Source organism: Hydrocarboniphaga sp., assembly GCF_028291725.1.
Classification (GTDB): domain Bacteria; phylum Pseudomonadota; class Gammaproteobacteria; order Nevskiales; family Nevskiaceae; genus Hydrocarboniphaga.
Genome location: NZ_JAQGNT010000011.1, coordinates 1 through 16,502, shown reverse-complemented (window position 1 = coordinate 16,502; position 16,502 = coordinate 1). Strand labels below are relative to the sequence as shown.

Annotated in this window: 18 protein-coding genes; 12 read left to right on the top strand and 6 right to left on the bottom strand. The window is 64.9% G+C overall.

What is annotated here, in order from left to right; all coding sequences use genetic code 11:
• Positions 1–73: 73 nt before the first annotated feature.
• Genes rpmH through JWQ90_RS03470 form a run of 7 tightly spaced genes read left to right on the top strand, consistent with a single transcriptional unit; the run spans position 74 to position 5,671 of the window.
• Entirely contained in the window at positions 74–211 is a 138-nt protein-coding gene (rpmH, locus tag JWQ90_RS03500; RefSeq protein WP_072894522.1) for a 50S ribosomal protein L34, read from the top strand.
• 28 nt (positions 212–239) lie between these two features.
• On the top strand, positions 240–599 hold the full coding sequence (gene rnpA / locus JWQ90_RS03495; RefSeq protein WP_299689470.1) for a ribonuclease P protein component: 360 nt from the start codon (positions 240–242) through the stop codon (positions 597–599).
• The gene (yidD, locus tag JWQ90_RS03490) at positions 554–841 is read left to right on the top strand and encodes a membrane protein insertion efficiency factor YidD (protein ID WP_366919423.1); all 288 of its coding nucleotides are present in this window, start codon (positions 554–556) and stop codon (positions 839–841) included. The genes rnpA and yidD overlap by 46 nt, the downstream gene beginning before the upstream one ends.
• A gap of 8 nt (positions 842–849) precedes the next feature.
• The gene (yidC, locus tag JWQ90_RS03485; protein ID WP_299689464.1) at positions 850–2,538 is read left to right on the top strand and encodes a membrane protein insertase YidC; all 1,689 of its coding nucleotides are present in this window, start codon (positions 850–852) and stop codon (positions 2,536–2,538) included.
• Between the two features lie 31 nt (positions 2,539–2,569).
• Positions 2,570–3,925: a tRNA uridine-5-carboxymethylaminomethyl(34) synthesis GTPase MnmE gene (mnmE, locus tag JWQ90_RS03480; protein WP_299689461.1), complete on the top strand. Its 1,356-nt coding sequence runs from the start codon at positions 2,570–2,572 to the stop codon at positions 3,923–3,925.
• A gap of 34 nt (positions 3,926–3,959) precedes the next feature.
• On the top strand, positions 3,960–4,766 hold the full coding sequence (locus JWQ90_RS03475; RefSeq protein ID WP_299689458.1) for a DUF6683 family protein: 807 nt from the start codon (positions 3,960–3,962) through the stop codon (positions 4,764–4,766).
• A 35-nt stretch (positions 4,767–4,801) separates the two neighbouring features.
• The gene (locus tag JWQ90_RS03470; protein ID WP_299689455.1) at positions 4,802–5,671 is read left to right on the top strand and encodes an SPFH domain-containing protein; all 870 of its coding nucleotides are present in this window, start codon (positions 4,802–4,804) and stop codon (positions 5,669–5,671) included.
• A 96-nt stretch (positions 5,672–5,767) separates the two neighbouring features.
• Here JWQ90_RS03470 and JWQ90_RS03465 read toward each other — a convergent pair whose 3' ends face one another.
• The 5 genes from JWQ90_RS03465 to JWQ90_RS03445 all read right to left on the bottom strand — a co-directional run bounded on the left by JWQ90_RS03465 (position 5,768) and on the right by JWQ90_RS03445 (position 11,616).
• A complete protein-coding gene (locus JWQ90_RS03465) occupies positions 5,768–7,144 on the bottom strand; it encodes a S8 family peptidase (protein WP_299689453.1) in 1,377 nt (458 codons plus the stop codon).
• 142 nt (positions 7,145–7,286) lie between these two features.
• Positions 7,287–7,937 (bottom strand): nucleotidyltransferase family protein, encoded by a 651-nt coding sequence (locus tag JWQ90_RS03460; protein ID WP_299689450.1) that lies wholly within the window; start codon positions 7,935–7,937, stop codon positions 7,287–7,289.
• Entirely contained in the window at positions 7,915–8,913 is a 999-nt protein-coding gene (locus JWQ90_RS03455) for an XdhC family protein (protein WP_299689447.1), read from the bottom strand. The genes JWQ90_RS03460 and JWQ90_RS03455 overlap by 23 nt, the downstream gene beginning before the upstream one ends.
• An 8-nt stretch (positions 8,914–8,921) precedes the next feature.
• Positions 8,922–11,147, bottom strand: coding sequence for a xanthine dehydrogenase family protein molybdopterin-binding subunit (locus JWQ90_RS03450; protein WP_299689444.1), 2,226 nt, complete (start codon positions 11,145–11,147; stop codon positions 8,922–8,924).
• A 10-nt stretch (positions 11,148–11,157) separates the two neighbouring features.
• Positions 11,158–11,616: a (2Fe-2S)-binding protein gene (locus JWQ90_RS03445; protein ID WP_299689441.1), complete on the bottom strand. Its 459-nt coding sequence runs from the start codon at positions 11,614–11,616 to the stop codon at positions 11,158–11,160.
• 168 nt (positions 11,617–11,784) lie between these two features.
• Between JWQ90_RS03445 and JWQ90_RS03440 the strand changes: the two genes are divergently transcribed.
• From JWQ90_RS03440 to ubiB, 5 genes are read left to right on the top strand one after another with little or no spacing between them, the layout of a single operon-like run.
• A complete protein-coding gene (locus JWQ90_RS03440) occupies positions 11,785–12,408 on the top strand; it encodes an Isoquinoline 1-oxidoreductase subunit (RefSeq protein WP_299689438.1) in 624 nt (207 codons plus the stop codon).
• A gap of 24 nt (positions 12,409–12,432) precedes the next feature.
• Positions 12,433–12,843, top strand: coding sequence for a DUF971 domain-containing protein (locus tag JWQ90_RS03435; RefSeq protein ID WP_299689435.1), 411 nt, complete (start codon positions 12,433–12,435; stop codon positions 12,841–12,843).
• The gene (gene ubiE, locus JWQ90_RS03430) at positions 12,840–13,613 is read left to right on the top strand and encodes a bifunctional demethylmenaquinone methyltransferase/2-methoxy-6-polyprenyl-1,4-benzoquinol methylase UbiE (RefSeq protein ID WP_299689431.1); all 774 of its coding nucleotides are present in this window, start codon (positions 12,840–12,842) and stop codon (positions 13,611–13,613) included. The genes JWQ90_RS03435 and ubiE overlap by 4 nt, the downstream gene beginning before the upstream one ends.
• Positions 13,610–14,251: an SCP2 sterol-binding domain-containing protein gene (locus JWQ90_RS03425; protein WP_299689428.1), complete on the top strand. Its 642-nt coding sequence runs from the start codon at positions 13,610–13,612 to the stop codon at positions 14,249–14,251. Before ubiE ends, JWQ90_RS03425 begins: the two co-directional genes overlap by 4 nt.
• On the top strand, positions 14,248–15,861 hold the full coding sequence (gene ubiB, locus JWQ90_RS03420) for a ubiquinone biosynthesis regulatory protein kinase UbiB (protein ID WP_299689425.1): 1,614 nt from the start codon (positions 14,248–14,250) through the stop codon (positions 15,859–15,861). Before JWQ90_RS03425 ends, ubiB begins: the two co-directional genes overlap by 4 nt.
• A gap of 87 nt (positions 15,862–15,948) precedes the next feature.
• Here the strand turns inward: ubiB and JWQ90_RS03415 are convergent.
• Positions 15,949–16,502 (bottom strand): S41 family peptidase (locus JWQ90_RS03415; protein WP_299689422.1); only part of this gene is annotated, 554 nt, incomplete at its 5' end.

Below are 16,502 nucleotides of genomic sequence, written 5' to 3'. Positions count from 1 at the left end.
GACCACCGCTTGTGAGCCGGAGCAGCTTGCCGCTACAATCCGCGCCCTTTTTTGCTGTTGCCGATGACCCGCCATGAAACGCACCTTTCAGCCGCATTCGCTGCGCCGTAAGCGCACCCACGGTTTCCGCGCCCGCATGGCGACCGTCGGGGGCCGCAAGGTCCTGGCCCGTCGTCGTGCGAAGGGTCGTGCCCGCCTGACGCCGGTCTGAAGCCGGCGGCGTCCGGGCGCGAGCGCCTTTGCGCTTCCCCCGGCGCTCGCGTCTGCTGAAGCCTGCGGATTTCGAGCGGGTATTCAAAAGCGGCAGGCGCGAAACCACGCCGCTGCTGACCGCCGTCGTCGTTGCCGGCGCGATCGACCAGGCCCGGCTCGGCCTGGCCATCTCGCGCAAGCAGGCCGCCTTGGCAGTCGACCGTAATCGTCTCAAGCGTCAGATCAGAGCCAGTTTTCGCGAAGCCCAGGATCGCCTGCCGAACTGCGACATCGTGATCATGGCCAAACCCGCGGCACGTACTCGCCCTGGCGTCGAGTTCAACGCCGACCTGCAGAAGCTTTGGATCCGCATCGCCCAACGATGGTCCGCATCCTCGTCCTCCTGATCAGCTTCTATCAGCGATTCATCAGCCGGCTGCTGCCGCCGCGCTGCCGCTTCTATCCCTCATGCTCGCACTACGCGGTCGAGGCTCTGCAACAGCACGGTCTTGCGCGAGGCGCTACGCTAGCGGCGCGGCGCATTCTGCGCTGCCATCCCCTGAACCCCGGCGGCTTCGATCCCGTGCCGCCAGCCAGTCGCGCCGACCGGCGAGACTGCTGCAGCCTAAACAAGCCCAACAGGCATTAACGAACACAATGGAAAACCGTCGCTTCATCTTGCTTGCCGTGCTCGGCGTGCTGTTGTTCTTCATCTACCAGGCCTGGCAGACGGAGCACGGCCCGAAACCGGAACTGACACCGCCGGATACCGCCGCCACCCAGGCGACGCTGGCCGACGATCGCAAGTCCGATAGCGATGTGCCGACGATCGGCGTGCCGGACGCGCCCACGACGCCAGCTGCTGTGACGCCGGCCAAGAACACGCGCATCGAAGTGCGAACCGATCTTTTCGTCGGCGAAATCGCCAGCGTTGGCGGTGACCTGCGCCGGCTCGAGCTGATCGGTTATCCGCTGTCGAAGAAGCAGCCCGAAAAGAACGTGCCCCTGTTCAATGATCGCGACGGCCATTTCTACGTGCTGCAGAGTGGCGTTGCCGGCTCTGACAAGGCGCTAGGCAGCCATTTGGATGACTTCAGCAGCGCGCAGGCCGAATACCGGATGGCCGACGGCACCGACACGCTCGACGTGCCGCTCGAGCGCAGCGACGCGGCCGGCAACAAGGTGATCAAGACGTATCGCTTCCACCGCGGCAGCTACGAGATCGAACTCATCCAGCAGGTCGTCAACGGCAGCGGCGAAGCGCTGACCGCGAGCCCGTACGTGCGCATCGTGCGCACGTCGGTACCGGTTGCCGAGGAGCCGCGCTTTGTTCATACCTACACCGGTTTCGGTGTGTATGAAGCCAAGCCCGGTTCCGAGGCCTACCGTTTTCGCAAGCACACGTTCAAGGATCTCGACAAGGAGGCATACAGCGTCGACCAGCAAGGCGGCTGGATCGCAATGCTGCAGCACTATTTCGTCGCGGCGATCCTGCCGCCGGCGAACGAGAAGAATCATTTCGAAGGCAAGCCGGGCCGCGATCAGCGCTACGTCGCGCAATATCTCGGCCCGGTGTCGACGATCGCGCCGCAGGCCGAGCAGACCTTCACGACCAAGCTCTATGTCGGACCCAAGCTGCAGGACTCGATCGGCAAGGCCGCCAAGGGTCTGGAACTCACCGTCGACTACGGCTTCCTGACCGCGATCTCCGAGCCGCTGTTCTGGCTGATGGAAAAGCTGCATCACTACACCGGCAACTGGGGTGTCGCGATCATCCTGCTGACGATTTTGGTCAAGGGTGCGTTCTATCCGCTGTCGGCCGCGCAGTACCGCTCCACGGCGAAGATGCGCAAGTTCGCACCGCGCATCGCCGACCTCAAGGAGCGCTACGCGGGTGATCGCGAGCGCATGTCCAAGGCGATGATGGAGTTGTACAAGAAAGAGGGCTTCAATCCGCTCGCGGGCTGTTGGCCCCTGCTGGTGCAGATGCCGGTGTTCTTCGCGCTGTACTGGGTGTTTCTGGAAAGCGTTGAGCTGCGCCAGGCCGATTTCGCACTGTGGATCAACGATCTGACCTCGCCCGATCCGTTCTTCGTGCTGCCGGTGATCTACGGCATCAGCATGTTCACGATGCAGCGCCTGTCGGGCCAGAGCGCGACGATGGACCCGATGCAGCAGAAGATGATGAACGTGATGCCGATAGCACTCACGGGCTTCTTCGCGTTCTTCCCGGCGGGCCTGGTGCTGTACTGGTGCGTATCGAACACGATCAGCATCGCGCAGCAGTGGTACATCACGCGCAAGATCGAGCGTGACGAGCACAAGCCAAAGCCGTCGGCGAAATAGCCGGACCGCGGCAAGCGCATCGGATTCGGTCGTGACGACGGACACCATCGCCGCGATCGCGACCGCAGCAGGACGCGGCGCGATCGGCGTGCTGCGGCTGAGCGGCCCGCTGGCGCGAACCACCGCCGAGAAAATCTGTGGATCGCTGCCGCCGCCGCGACAAGCCGGCCTACGCGCTTTCCGCGACGCCGGCGGCTATGTCCTGGATCGCGGACTCGTGCTGAGTTTCGCCGCTCCGAATTCCTATAGCGGCGAAGACCTCGTCGAACTCCAGGCTCATGGCGGGCCGGTGTTACTCGACCTGTTGCTGCAAGCGGCCTGTGCTGCCGGAGCCCGGGTCGCAAGGCCCGGTGAATTCTCCGAGCGCGCGTTCGTCAACGGCCGGCTCGATCTGGCGCAGGCGGAGGCGGTTGCCGATCTGATCGACGCGTCCAGCCGCGAAGCCGTCACCGCGGCGCAGCGGTCACTCGAAGGCGAGTTCTCGCGCCAGGTGCAGGCTCTCGCCGACGAGCTGATGCAGATCCGCGCGTGGATCGAAGGCGCGCTGGACTTCTCCGACGAAGACATCGATTGGCTAGCCGACGCGCAGCTGCATCAGCGTCTGCGCGCCTGGCGCGACGCGCTGGCGGGCCTGCAGCTTCAGACCGCGCAAGGTCGCCGCCTGCGCGACGGCCTCGTGGTCGCCATCGCCGGGCAGCCCAATGTCGGCAAGAGCAGCCTGTTGAACAGGCTCGCCGGCGCGGACGCCGCGATCGTCAGCGATCAGCCTGGTACCACGCGCGACGTGCTGCGCGAACACCTACTGCTCGACGGATTGCCGGTCACGGTGATCGATACCGCCGGGCTGCGCGACACCGGCGATGCGATCGAGCGCGAGGGCATCCGTCGCGCCTGGGCCGCAGTGGAAAAGGCCGAGGCGATCCTGTTCGTCTTCGACGATCGCGATCCTGAAGCCGAGGCGGACCGCATGCTGCTGGCGCGCATGCCGGCTGACGTGCCGCGCCTGCTGATTCGCAACAAATGCGATCTGAGCGGCGCGCCGCCGCTGCGACGACAGACCGATACCGGCACCGAGCTGCGAGTCAGCGCCGTCACCGGACAGGGCTTCGATCTGCTGCGCGACGAACTGCGCCATTTAGCGGGCTGGAGCGCCGGCGGAGCCGACCAGCAGACCGTTTTCACCGCGCGCACCCGGCACGTGGTCGCGCTGGCGGCCTGCAGCGGCCACGTGCAGCAGGCGCAGAACCGACTGGAGCAGCGCCAGCCGGCGGAAACCATCGCCGAAGAACTACGTCTGGCCCAGCAGGAACTGAGTGAGATCACCGGCACCGTCACCACCGACGACCTGCTGGGACAGATATTCTCAAGCTTCTGCATCGGCAAATAATCGGTGGCAAACGACAGGCGGTAGCCGGAAGGCGATGTCGATCGACCGGAATATCCCGTTTGTTTTTTATGATGCGGACATGATTGAGCGCTGCGCTGCTTCCATATTCTGGCTGCTGATTGTGGCGTCCGTGCTGCCCGCGCCTTGCCGCGCCGAAGATGTGGCGCCATTGCCGTCCTTGTATCTGTCTGCCAGCTTCTACAACAGCCTGATCCAGAAGGTGAGCAAGCCTACGCTGGCGGCCGGTCAGAGAAGCCTGCTCGGCAAGGCCGGCCCGCCTCCGCTGACGACAACCCGCGATGGTATGACGGAAACCCTGACGGCCAATCTCAACTACCAGCCCTCCGACGGTATCAGCCGCACCTTGCGACAACAGATTGCAAGCAAGGTCCAGGGGACCGACCCGGCGCAGATGCCGAAAATTCGCGAAGCGTTTTCGAGTGATGCGATCTGGCAGCAGTTCGATCAGTTGCTGCGCGGCTCGGGCTACAACGCCCGCGATATCGCGGACGTGGTGGCGGCGTACTATCTGAGTGCCTGGGAAATCGTCAATCGGGCGACGGCATCCCCTGGCAATTCGCGCGTGGCCCGCGACCGGATCGCCTGGTCCTTGAAGCGCAGCCCCGAGATCATGTTCATGAGCGATGCGGAGAAACAGCGATCCGCCGAGACGCTCGGCATTCTGACGACGGTGCCCCTGACCGGCAGCAAGCTGTTGCTGCAGCGTAACGACGAGGCCGGTTATGCCACGCTGCAGGAGTGTATTAATCAATCGTTCCTGCAACAGGGCATCGATTTCAGGCAGCTCGCGTTGGGACGCAATGGTTTCGTTGCGCGCTGATACTTCGCGAATCTTGTTTCGGACTAGGGGGCAACATGACGGGTTTTGAAAGCGGTCGTCCGATGTCGGGGCTGATTTCGTCGGGTGTCGCGGCGGTCATCGCCGTGCTCGTGCTGCTGATGAGCTACACCAGCATCGATCAGGGCGAACGAGGTGTGCATCTGCGCTTCGGCAAGATCGTCGGCATCATGGAGCCCGGTGCGAACTGGAAGATTCCGTTCGTCGATTCGGTGCGCAAGATCAGCGTGCAGAACAACAGCCAGCTGTTCGAGAAAGTCGACGCCTACAGCTTCGATCAACAGACCGCGACAATGCGAGTGTCGGTGAACTATCACATCCCTTCGGATGTGGTCGAACAGGTTTATGCCGAATACGGCAACGTCGAAAACACCGTGTCGCGCCTGATCGACCGGAACACGCCGACGGTGGCGGAGAACACGTTCGGCCAATACACCGCGCTCAAGGCAGTACAGGACCGCACCGCTTTCGTGAGGGATGTGGCGACCAATCTGCGAGCCGCCGTCAAAGGGCCGATCGTCGTCGACTCGGTGCAGATCGAGAACATCGATTTCAGCAACGCCTACGAGAGCTCGATCGAAGAGCGCATGAAGGCCGAAGTAACCATCCAGACTCAGAAACAGAATCTGGAAACCGAACGCGTCAAAGCCGACATCGCGGTAACGCAGGCCAAAGCTCGCGCCGAGTCGGCGCTGGCCGAGGCGACCGCCAAAGCCGAAGGCACACGTATCACCGGCGAAGCAGAAGCGTCCGCGATCCGTGCCAAGGGCGAAGCCCTTCGTCAGAACGCTGCCTTGGTCGAATTGACAGCAGCCGAGCGCTGGAACGGTGTGCTGCCGACGACGATGGTTCCGGGGGGAACCGTGCCTTACATCAACCTCAAGTAGACGGCCGCGCCGCCGGGTTCGTCATCCCCGACCGGCAAATAGTAAAGGCCCGGCCGAAGCCGGGTCTTTATCAAATGCTCAACTCCGCATCGCCGATCAGTCGCCGAGATTCAGGCGCTTGCCGCTGCTGGTCTTGCCGTCAAGCGAAGCGGTCGGCGTGCCCTTGCTGATCAGCAGATCCTTCAGCTGCAGCGCGGTCTTACCGCTTTTGATCGACGACAGCATCACGACCGCGCCGGTCACGTGCGGCGTGGCCATCGACGTGCCGCTGTAGCTGGCGTACGCGGACTTGACCTTGCTGGGATTAATGGCTTTGGACGGCACCGTCGAGACGATGCTGGAACCCGGAGCGCCGATATCCACCGAAACCGCGCCGTAGTTCGAGAAGCTCGACAGCGCTCCGGAGCTGTCGATCGAGGCGACCGAGACGATGGTCTCGCTGTCGTAGGACGAGGGATAGTGCGGCGAGACATCGTCATCGACGCCGTCGTTGCCCGCAGCGGCAATAAACAGGATCTCGGCCACACCCGAACGGTCGATCGCATCCTTCAGCGCCTGCGAGAAACCGCCGCCGCCCCAGGAGTTGTTGATTGCCGGCATCTTCAGCGCGTGGCGCGTCTTCAGGTCGCTGAGGTAGTCGATCGCCAGGATCGCATTGGCCGTGGTGCCGCCCCTGGCGCCGAGGAACTTGGCGCTGATGATCTTCGCCTTCCAGCAGACGCCGGCGACGCCGATGCCGTTACCGCCGACCGCTGCGATGGTGCCCGACACGTGCGTGCCATGATCGTCGCCGGAGCCGTCGAAGGTGCTGTTGTCGTTGCCGTCGAAGTCCCAGCCGTGGACGTCGTCGATGTAGCCGTTGCCGTCGTTGTCGATACCGTCGACCGCATCGAAAGGATTGGTCCAGAAGTTCGCCTTCAGATCTTCGTGGGTATACATCGCGCCTTCGTCGATCACGCCGACGATCATCTTGTTGCTGCAGATATGTTCTACCGCCCAGGCTTCACCGGCGCCCGAGCCGTAGATGTTGCTCGGCGAGGTGCTACTGCCGTACATGCCGTACAGCGAGCCGTCGAGGTAGTACGGATCGTTGGAAACCGTGTCGTGCTGGTAGACCCAGTTCGGCTCGGCGAAATCGACGCGCGGGCTGGCCTGCAGCAGACGCATCGCGGTCTCGATCGAAACGTTGCCGCCGAAGCTGACGCGGTCCAGGTCGAGCTGGCCGCGGCCGCCTTTGACCAGGGACTGCAGCACGTTGCCGCCCACCGGCTTCAGCGCGGCGGCCTTGTCGGCGGCCGCGGTTCCGGCCTTGAATTGAATCAGCAGTTCGCCGGTGATGTACGGGCGCTGGGCGTCGAGGCTGGCCTTGACCAGCTCGGGACGCCCGGCCGCCGCGGCGCTTAGGCTGATGGTGCTGGCCGCCGCGGCCAACAGGGTGACTAAAAGCAGTTTACTTTGCAGTTTGCTCTTCATGGTGCGCACTCTCTCCGTAGAGCCCTTGAGCGGGCCGTTCCCTTGTCGATGGTTTGGGGCCGGGCACGAGGGCCCGTCCGTAACCGAAGGTAACAACAGAACACGGTCCTGTTACAAGAGTAGTTACACGGGGATCGGGGTTTCAGTGGACGCGGAGCCGCCGGCGGACGGCGCGGTTCCAGTCTCGCTTCGTGTCGATATCGCGGACGGCGTCAGCATCTGTGTCCAGGTATCGCAGGCCGGGGCCAGTGCGCAGCAGCGACCGGGCACCCTGGTCGCCGGACAGCTGGGCGATGGCGGCAAACAGGGGGCGGCCCAGCAGCACCGGATTGCCGCGTCGGCCGTCGACCACGGGGATCACCGCGGCATCGCCGCTTTGATAGGCCGCCATCAGCCGCGCAATGAGGCAGGAGGTGACGCCCGGCATGTCCGCCAGGCAGACCACGACCGCCTCCACCGAGGCCGGCATCGCGCGCAGGCCGGCCTGCAGCGAGCTCGCCATGCCCTGGCGATGATGACGGTTGAAGCGGGTGGGCCAATGGCGGTCGCGCTGATGGCGGATAGCCCGTTCGACGCCCGTCCGCTGGTGGCCGGTCACGATCACCACCGGTTTTACGCCGGAGCCGGCGACTGCGTTCAGCACATGGCAGATCAGCGGCTGACCGCGAATCGGCGCCAGCAGCTTGTTGATCCGGGTCCGGCCGAAGCGCCGTGAGCGGCCGGCGGACAACACGATGCAGCCAATGCGGTTCGCCGACGCCGCGACGGCCTCAGTCTGGGCGGCGTTCGGCAATCAGCTCGCCCAGAATCGACAGCGCGATTTCCTGCGGCGAGCGCGCGCCGATGTTCAGTCCAGCCGGTGTGCGCAAGCGCGCCAGCGCGATCTCGTCGAAGCCTTCGGCGCGCAGGCGCTCGACCCGTGTCTGTGCCTTGCGCCGGCTGCCCAGCGCACCGATGCAATAGGCCGGAGAGCGCAGCGCGGCGGCCAGCACCGCGTGATCGGTATCCACGTCGTGCGACAAGGTATAGATCGCGCACCGCGAGTCGACATGCAGATCGGCCAGCGCCGCTTCGATGCCGCGCCGGTCATACAGCGCCGGGACGTATTGCAGGCTCGCGCCGGCAGCGGGCCCGCGTGGACGCAGCAGCACGGTTTCGACGCTGAACATCGGCGCCATCTGCAGCAGCGCCAGCACGATCGGGTCACCTCCGACCAGGATCAGGCGCAGCGGCGGCAGCTGGCGCCGCAGGTAACGAGCGGCGCCGAGTCCTTCTTCCACCGTTGCGGCTTCGAAATGAATCGCACCCGTTTCCAGATCGGTGCTGATCGACAGCGGGCTTCGGTCAACGCGGGCCCGGCGCAGTCTTGCCGCATAGCCCGCGCCATCGTCAACGGCGCGAACCAGGATGCGGATGCGGCCGCCGCAGGACAGTTGTACGTCGAGCACCGGGCTGCCGGCGCCGTAGTCGAGCAGACGCGGCCGGCCATCCGCCAGCGCCGCGAGCGCTTCGCTGGCGACGGCGGCCTCGACGCAGCCGCCTGAAACGTAGCCGGCCATCTCGCCGTCGTCCGCGACCGCCATTTCGGAGCCGACCGGCCGCGGCGACGAGCCGACCACCTCGATCAGCGTCGCCAGCGCGTAGCGTCTGCCGCTGGCGGACCAGCGTTCCAGCGTCGGCAACAGATCGTCGATCAGCGCGTAAGCCGGCCAGGCCGGCCAGCCGCCGGGCTGCGATGCTTTGGGGTCGTCCGCGAGATCGTCCGCCATCGTCGGCCTCAAGCCAGCTGGAATTTCTGTCTGGCCAGCGGCAGCCGGCGTACGCGGGTACCGGTGAGCTTGGCCAGCGCATTGGCGACCGCCGGCGCCAGCGGCGGCACGCCAGGCTCGCCGACACCGGTCGGCGCATGCTGACTGTCGGCGATGTAGACCTCGACTTTCGGCATCTCGTCGATGCGCAGCACGCGGAAGTCGTGATAGTTGCTCTGTTTGACCGCGCCGTTTTCGATGTCGAGTTCGCCGTACAGCGCGGCAGCCAGCGCAAAGCCGACGCAGCCTTCCATCTGCGCTGCGATCTGGTCCGGGTTCACGGCGACGCCGCAGTCGACCGCGACGACCACCCGCTCGACTTTCGGCTGACCATTGGGTTTCAGGCTGACTTCGGCGACTTGCGCGACATAGGTGTCGAACGAGAAATGCGAGGCGACGCCGCGGGCCTTGCCGGCCGGCATCGGCGTGTTCCAGCCGGCTTTGTCGGCCGCGAGCTTGATCACGCCGGCCATGCGCGGCTCATCGGCGAGCAGCTTCAGGCGATACGCGACCGGGTCCTGCCTGGCGAGCGTCGCCAACTCGTCGAGCATCGTCTCCATCACATAGGCCGTATGCGTATTGCCGACCGAGCGCCACCACAGCGGGCGCACGTCCTGCACCGGCGAATACAGATCCGCCGACATCGCCGGGATCTTGTACGGCGTCGGCCATACGCCTTCGGTGGAGCTGGCGTCGTTGCCGTTCTTGACCGTCGCCGCCATCGGCGTGCCGGCCATGATCGACTGGCCGACGATCGCGTGCTGCCAGGCCAGCAGCTCGCCTCTTGCATCAAGGCCGGTCTTCACGGTGTGCACGTACAGCGGCCGATACCAGCCCGCACGCATGTCGTCTTCGCGCGTGCGCTGCACGCGCACCGGTACCGGGCGGCCGATCGCCTTGGCGACATTGACGGCTTCGACGGTGAAGTCCGAGGCGGCATTCGCACGGCGCCCGAAGCTGCCGCCGGAGATCAGCGAGTTGAGCTTGACCTTCTCCACCGGCAGACCCGCGGCCTGCGCCGCGAACATGTGATCGAAGCTCGGGAACTGGTGCGCGCCCCAGGTTTCGAGCATGCCGTCATGCAGCCAGGCCACGCAGTTCAGCGGCTCCATCGGCGCATGCGCCAGATACGGGAACTCGTAGACCGCTTCGACCGTGGTCACCGCCTTCTTCATCTGCGCTGCGGTGTTCTTGTCGCGGGTGATCGTCGCTGCGCCGACGCCGGCTTCGGCGATTTTCAGATAATCCGAGTAAAGACCGGCGGTGTTGAGCTTGCCGGCGCTGCCGTCCCACTGGATCTTCAGCGCACGACGGCCTTGCAGCGCCGGCCACATGCCGGTCGCGACGATGGCCACGCCCTCGGGCACTTCGACGACATCGGTGACACCTTTGACCGCTTTCGCCGACGCCGCATCGAAGGACACCAGCTTGACGCCGAACGCCGGCGGGCGCGCGATCACCGCGGTCAGCAGTCCGGGCAGTTTCACGTCGATGGTGTAGATCGCGGTGCCCGTGCACTTGGCCTGGCTGTCGAGGCGGCGGGTTTCCTTCTTGCCGACCAGAACGAAGTTCTTCGGGTCTTTCAGCGGAACATCAGCCGGCACCGGCTGGGTCGCTGCGTCATTGGCGAGTTCGCCGAACGTCGCCTTGTGGCTGCCGCTGCTGACCACGCCCTTGCTGACGGTGATGCTAGCCGGCGACACGTTCCAGCGCTTGGCCGCGGCCGACACCAGCATCGCGCGCCCGGTCGCGCCCGCTTTGCGCAGCTGCTCCCAGGAGTTCGCGATCGCGGTGGAGCCGCCGGTGCCCTGGGCGCCGAAGGCGAGGTTCTTGTACAGCGCCGCGTTCGACGGTGCGTACTCGACTTTCACTGCGGGAAGATCGGCGTCGAGTTCCTCGCACAGGATCGTGGCCAGGCCGGTGGTCGCACCCTGGCCCATCTCGTGATGCTTGATCACCAAGGTCACGGTGTTGTCCGGCGCGATGCGGATGAAGGCGTTCGGTGCGAACTGTCCAGGCGGCACTTCGCCGACGGCGTCCGCTGCGAAAGCCTTCTTCGCCAGCGGCAGCTGCAGGCCGAACACCAGGCCGGCCGCGGCGCTGGACTTGAGGAAGTCGCGGCGATTCAGGCCAGCGGGCTGCTGCGCCGGAATCGCAAAAATCGCGACGGCGGATGAGGGGTCGAGTACTCGCATCGCAATCTCCTCAGGCGCTCAGCTTCGCCGACGCAGCGTGCACCGCAGCGCGGATGCGCACATAGGTCGCGCAGCGGCAGATATTACCGGCCATCGCCAGATCGATGTCCTCGTCGCTCGGCTTAGGCTTGGCCTCCAACAGCGCGACCGCCGTCATGATTTGGCCGGACTGGCAGTAGCCGCACTGCGCGACGTCCAGATCGATCCAGGCCTGCTGCACCGTTTTCGCGGTCTTGCTGCTCAGGCCTTCGATCGTGGTGACGTTCTTGCCGCCGACCGCGGACACCGGCGCCGAACACGAACGCAGCGGCTGGCCGTCGAGATGCACGGTGCAGGCGCCGCACTGGGCAACGCCGCAGCCGTACTTGGTGCCGGTGAGTCCGAGCTCGTCGCGCAGCACCCAGAGCAGAGGAGTATTGGGCTCGGCGTCAACCGAGTGCGCGCTGCCGTTGATTTTGAGTGAAACCATCTGGCTCTCCCGTCTTGATGCGGATGGCTAGAACGCCGCGCATGGCGCGGCGGGGACGACCAGCATAACCAAAGTGCGGCACTATGTGTCTGACCGGTCACTACCATTATGATGCAGGCTCGGTACCGTTCTCTCGCCCGCCCCGCGGCCAGCCTCAGGAGACGCATTATGTTCAAAGGATTGCGACAAGGATTGCTCGGCTTGCTGCTGTCGGCGCTGAGCCTGAGTACTACGCTGGCGGCCGCCGACCAAGTCCAGACACTGAAATCGCCGCGGGATTTCGCCGGCATCAGCGACAAGACCGAGCGTTCGCGTGCGCTGTTCACCGAGGCCGGCAAGGTGATCCAGCATCCGCGCTGCATGAACTGCCATCCCAAGGGCGACAGCCCGACGCAGGGCTTGGATCTGCATCCGCACCTGCCGCATGTGGTCCGCGGCCCGGACAATCACGGCGCCACCGCGCTCCAGTGCAATACCTGTCACCAGGCGCAGAACTTCGAGGCCTCCGGCGTGCCGGGCCATCCGCTGTGGCACGTCGCGCCGATCGAGATGGCCTGGCAGGGCCAGTCGCTGGCGCAGATCTGCGAGCAGATCAAGGATAAAAAGCGCAACGGCGGCAAATCGATGAAACAGCTCGAGGACCATATGGCCAAGGATTCGCTGGTCGGCTGGGCCTGGAACCCGGGTATCGACATCAGCCGCCAGCCGCGCGAGCCGGCACCGGGGACGCAGGCGCAGTTCGGCGCACTGATCGGCGAGTGGATCAGCACCGGTGCCGCCTGCCCCGTGTAGCGCGGACGCGCTTAAACTGGTGGGATGTCAGCACCCCGTCCCACCGATCTGAAACTGCGCCGCGGCTCGCGACTGCTGGAGCTGCACTACGCCGACGGCAGCGTGCACGAGCTGCCGTTCGAATATCTGCGCGTGTTCAGCCCTTCGGCCGAAGTCTGGGGCCACGGCCAGGCCGAGCCGAACCTGATCGGCGGCAAGCGCAACGTCGGTGTCACCGGTGCGGACCCGATCGGCCAGTACGCGATCCGGCTGCGCTTCGACGACGGCCACGATACCGGCCTGTATTCCTGGGACGTGCTGCACGACCTGGCGACGAATCGCGAAACCTACTGGGCTACGTATATCGAGCGGCTGCAGGCGCTGAACATGTCCCGCGACAGCGACATCGTTAAACTGGCCGCCCTGCCCAAGAAGCACTACCCGGCCCAGCCGTGAGCCACGACCCCAGCGATCCCAAACCGTCGTCGACCACGCATTTCGGCTACCAGCAGGTACCGGTCGCGGACAAGCAGAAGCGTGTCGCCGAAGTTTTCTCGTCGGTAGCGCGACGCTATGACCTGATGAACGACCTGATGTCGATGGGCGTGCACCGGCTGTGGAAGCGCTTCGTGATCGACCTCGCCGGCGTGCGGGCCGGCGAGCGCGTGCTCGACGTCGCCGGCGGCACCGGCGACCTGACGCGCGAATTTGCCAAACAGGTCGGACCGCGCGGCCAGGTTGTGCTCAGCGACATCAACGCGGCGATGCTCGGCGAAGGCCGGCGCCGGCTGATCGACCAGGGCGTGGTCGGCCTGCCGGTGGTCCAGGCCAATGCCGAGATGCTGCCGTTCGCGGATCGCAGCTTCGACTGCGTGACCATCGGATTCGGCCTGCGCAACGTCACCGACAAGGATGCCGCGCTGCGCTCGATGCGCCGCGTGTTGAAGCCGGGCGGCCGCCTGTTGGTACTGGAATTCTCCAAGCCGCTGAATGCCGGTCTGTCGAAACTCTACGACCAGTACTCATTCAAGCTGCTACCGCTGATGGGGCGTTTTGTCGCGCGCGATGAAGCCAGCTATCGCTATCTGGCCGAATCGATCCGCATGCATCCGGACCAACAGACGCTGAAGGGCATGATGGAAAACGCCGGGCTGGAACGCTGCCAGGTCTATAACCTGACCGGCGGAATCGTCGCGGTGCATCGCGGGTTCAGACTGGACGCATGAGCAGCGCGAAAGCGGCGCCGCCGCTGGTCTGCGCTGGCCTGGAAGTCGCGCTCAATCGTTATCTGCAGATCGAGCCGGCAGCGCTCGCCGAATGTGCGGCGATGAGCAGCAACAGCATCGCCCTTGAGCTGGAAGGTCTAGCCTGGCAGCTGTTCATCGAGTTCGACGCACGCGGCGTGCGCGTCACCAACGAGAGTGACAAGCCCCCCAGCGTGAGTTTGATTGGGCCGCCGCCGGCATTCGCCGGCATGGCGGCGAAGCTCGCCGGCGGCGATACCGCGTTGCCGGCGGGCTTGCGTGTTGAAGGTGAAGCCGAAGTGCTGCAGCGTTTCCGGCGCCTGCTGGGCCGCGTCGGTTTCGACTTCGAGGAATGGATCGTGCCCTTGCTCGGTGACGGTGCCGCGCATCGCGCGGCCCAGGGTTTGAAGGCGCTGATCAACTGGGGCCGCAACAGCAGCCGCACAATGGCGCAGAACACCGCCGAGTATCTGGTCGAAGAAACCCGCGATCTGGCGCGCGGCATCGACGTCACCGAATGGATGGACGAAGTCGATCGGCTGCGTGAGCGCGCCGATCGTATCGAGGCGCGAATGTCGCGTCTTGAACGCCGGAAAAACATCGAGTCTCGCCCCGCATGAGTTCCATCCAGTTCAGCCGTATCCCGCGTCTGTGGACGATACAGCGCGTGATTCGCCGCTACCGGCTGCAGGAATTCCTCGGTCGCAAACCACGGCGCGACCCACGCCCGCGCGGGATGCGTCTACGGCTGGCGCTGGAAGAACTTGGCCCGGTGTTCATCAAGTTCGGCCAGGCGCTGTCGACGCGGCCCGATGTATTGCCGGCCGATCTGGCCCTGGAACTGGCGAAGCTACAGGATTGCGTGCCGCCGTTCCCGGGCACGGAGGCGATGCGCCTGATCGAGGAAGCGCTCGGCAAGCCGATCGCGGATCTCTTCGACGAGTTCGATCCGGTTCCGTTGGCGTCGGCTTCGGTCGCGCAAGTTCATACCGCACGCTTGAAGCCGACCACGCCCAGCGATCCAGGTTTCGAAGTGATCGTGAAAGTGCTGCGCCCGGGTATCGAAAAGACCATCTTTGATGACGTGCAGTTGATGTATCTCTGCGCCGAACTCGCCGAGAAATTCAGCGCACAGGCGCGGCGCGTGCGGCCGCGTGCGATCGTCGAGGAATACGAGAAGATCGTGTTCGACGAGCTCGATCTGATGCGCGAGGGCGGCAACGCCGCGCAGCTGCGCCGCAACTGGTTGGGCTCGCCGCTGATCTACCACCCGGCGGTGTTCTTCGACTACACCCGGCCCAACGTGCTGGTGATGGAGCGCATCCATGGCGTCTCGATCCGCGAGCTGGATCGTCTGCGCGGCCTGGGCGTGGACTTCAAGCTGCTGGGGGAGCGCGGCGTCGAGATTTTTTTCAAGCAGACTTTCCGCGACAATTTCTTTCACGCCGATATGCATCCGGGCAACATCTTCGTCGACGTGAGCAATCCCAAGAACCCGAGCTACATCGCGGTCGATTTCGGCATCGTCGGCCAGCTGTCGGTGTTCGACCAGCGCTATCTGGCCGAGAACCTTCTGGCCTTCTTTAACCGAGACTACAAGCGCGTCGCCGAGCTGCATCTGGAAAGCGAGTGGGTGCCGAGCAGCACGCGCGTCGAGGACTTCGAAGCCGCGATCCGCACCGTCTGCGAGCCGATCTTCCAGAAACCTTTGAGCGAGATTTCCTTCGGTTTTTTCCTGCTGCGCCTGTTCCAGGTCGCGCGTCGTTTCAACTATCAGGTGCAGCCGCAGCTGGTGCTGTTGCAGAAGACGTTGCTGAACATCGAAGGTCTAGGCCGCCAGCTGTATCCCGAGCTGGATCTATGGAAGACCGCCAAGCCGATCATGGAAGACTGGATGCGCAGCCGCGTCGGCCCGGCGCGCTGGCTGAGCCAGGCGCGCAAGGACATTCCGGCGCTGGCCGAATCGCTGCCGGTGCTGGTGCAGCAGGTCGTGCGCAGCCTGGAGCGCGGCGGCGGACTCGACGCGGGTATGCGCAAGTCGATCGAGCAGTTGCGCCTGGAAATGCGGGCTCAGCAGAAACGCCAGAACCGCGTACTGGTCGGCGCAACGCTGGTCATCGTCGGCGCCTTGCTGTGGTGCACGCACATCGTGAGCCCCGAATTCGGGGCCGCGCTGCCGGTGCTGAGCCTGGCGCTGGGAGCCGCGCTTTGGTGGAGCGCGCGACGCTGAATTTGTAGGTTGGGGTGAGCATCGCGAACCCCAACGGTATGCCGCGCCGAAGTTGGGGTTCGCGATGCTCACCCCAACCTACGGGGCCTACTGGCGGCTCGCCACCACGCTCAGACCCTTCAGCAAGGTCAGCGCCTCGAACAGCTGGTAGTCGGTCGTCGCCAGCTTCTGCTCGTCTTCGTCGATCTTCTTGGCCGCGTCGATCGCGGCCTGATCGACTTTCTTTTCCTTCTCGTTGAGCAGGCTGCCTTTCAGATCGGCTTCCTTGATCGCGTCGAAGTCCGGCTGGCTGTCGTCCTTGGCGACTTTCAAAGGCTTGACCGTGACGTCGGGGTCGATGCCTTCGGCCTGGATCGAGCGGCCCGACGGCGTGTAGTAGCGCGCGATGGTCAGCTTGAGCGCCGAGCCGTCGTCGAGCTCGATGACCGTCTGCACCGAGCCCTTGCCGAACGTCTGCGTGCCCATGATGGCGGCGCGCTCGTGATCCTGCAGCGCGCCGGCGACGATCTCCGACGCGGAGGCCGAGCCGCCGTTTACGAGAACGATCATCGGGAAGCCGAGCCGCGTGCCGCGCGCGTGCGCCTTCTCCTCGTCGATGATGCGCCCGCCCTTGCCCTCGGTGCGGACGATCAATCCCGAGT

Excerpts from the sequence above, each read along its gene's own strand:
- rpmH (WP_072894522.1), top strand. The coding sequence starts at position 74 with ATGAAACGCACCTTTCAGCCGCATTCGCTGCGCCGTAAGCGCACCCAC.
- yidC (WP_299689464.1), top strand. The coding sequence starts at position 850 with ATGGAAAACCGTCGCTTCATCTTGCTTGCCGTGCTCGGCGTGCTGTTG.
- JWQ90_RS03475 (WP_299689458.1), top strand. The coding sequence starts at position 3,960 with ATGTCGATCGACCGGAATATCCCGTTTGTTTTTTATGATGCGGACATG.
- JWQ90_RS03470 (WP_299689455.1), top strand. The coding sequence starts at position 4,802 with ATGACGGGTTTTGAAAGCGGTCGTCCGATGTCGGGGCTGATTTCGTCG.
- JWQ90_RS03465 (WP_299689453.1), bottom strand. The coding sequence starts at position 7,144 with ATGAAGAGCAAACTGCAAAGTAAACTGCTTTTAGTCACCCTGTTGGCC.
- JWQ90_RS03455 (WP_299689447.1), bottom strand. The coding sequence starts at position 8,913 with ATGGCGGACGATCTCGCGGACGACCCCAAAGCATCGCAGCCCGGCGGC.
- JWQ90_RS03450 (WP_299689444.1), bottom strand. The coding sequence starts at position 11,147 with ATGCGAGTACTCGACCCCTCATCCGCCGTCGCGATTTTTGCGATTCCG.
- JWQ90_RS03445 (WP_299689441.1), bottom strand. The coding sequence starts at position 11,616 with ATGGTTTCACTCAAAATCAACGGCAGCGCGCACTCGGTTGACGCCGAG.
- JWQ90_RS03440 (WP_299689438.1), top strand. The coding sequence starts at position 11,785 with ATGTTCAAAGGATTGCGACAAGGATTGCTCGGCTTGCTGCTGTCGGCG.
- JWQ90_RS03435 (WP_299689435.1), top strand. The coding sequence starts at position 12,433 with ATGTCAGCACCCCGTCCCACCGATCTGAAACTGCGCCGCGGCTCGCGA.
- JWQ90_RS03425 (WP_299689428.1), top strand. The coding sequence starts at position 13,610 with ATGAGCAGCGCGAAAGCGGCGCCGCCGCTGGTCTGCGCTGGCCTGGAA.
- ubiB (WP_299689425.1), top strand. The coding sequence starts at position 14,248 with ATGAGTTCCATCCAGTTCAGCCGTATCCCGCGTCTGTGGACGATACAG.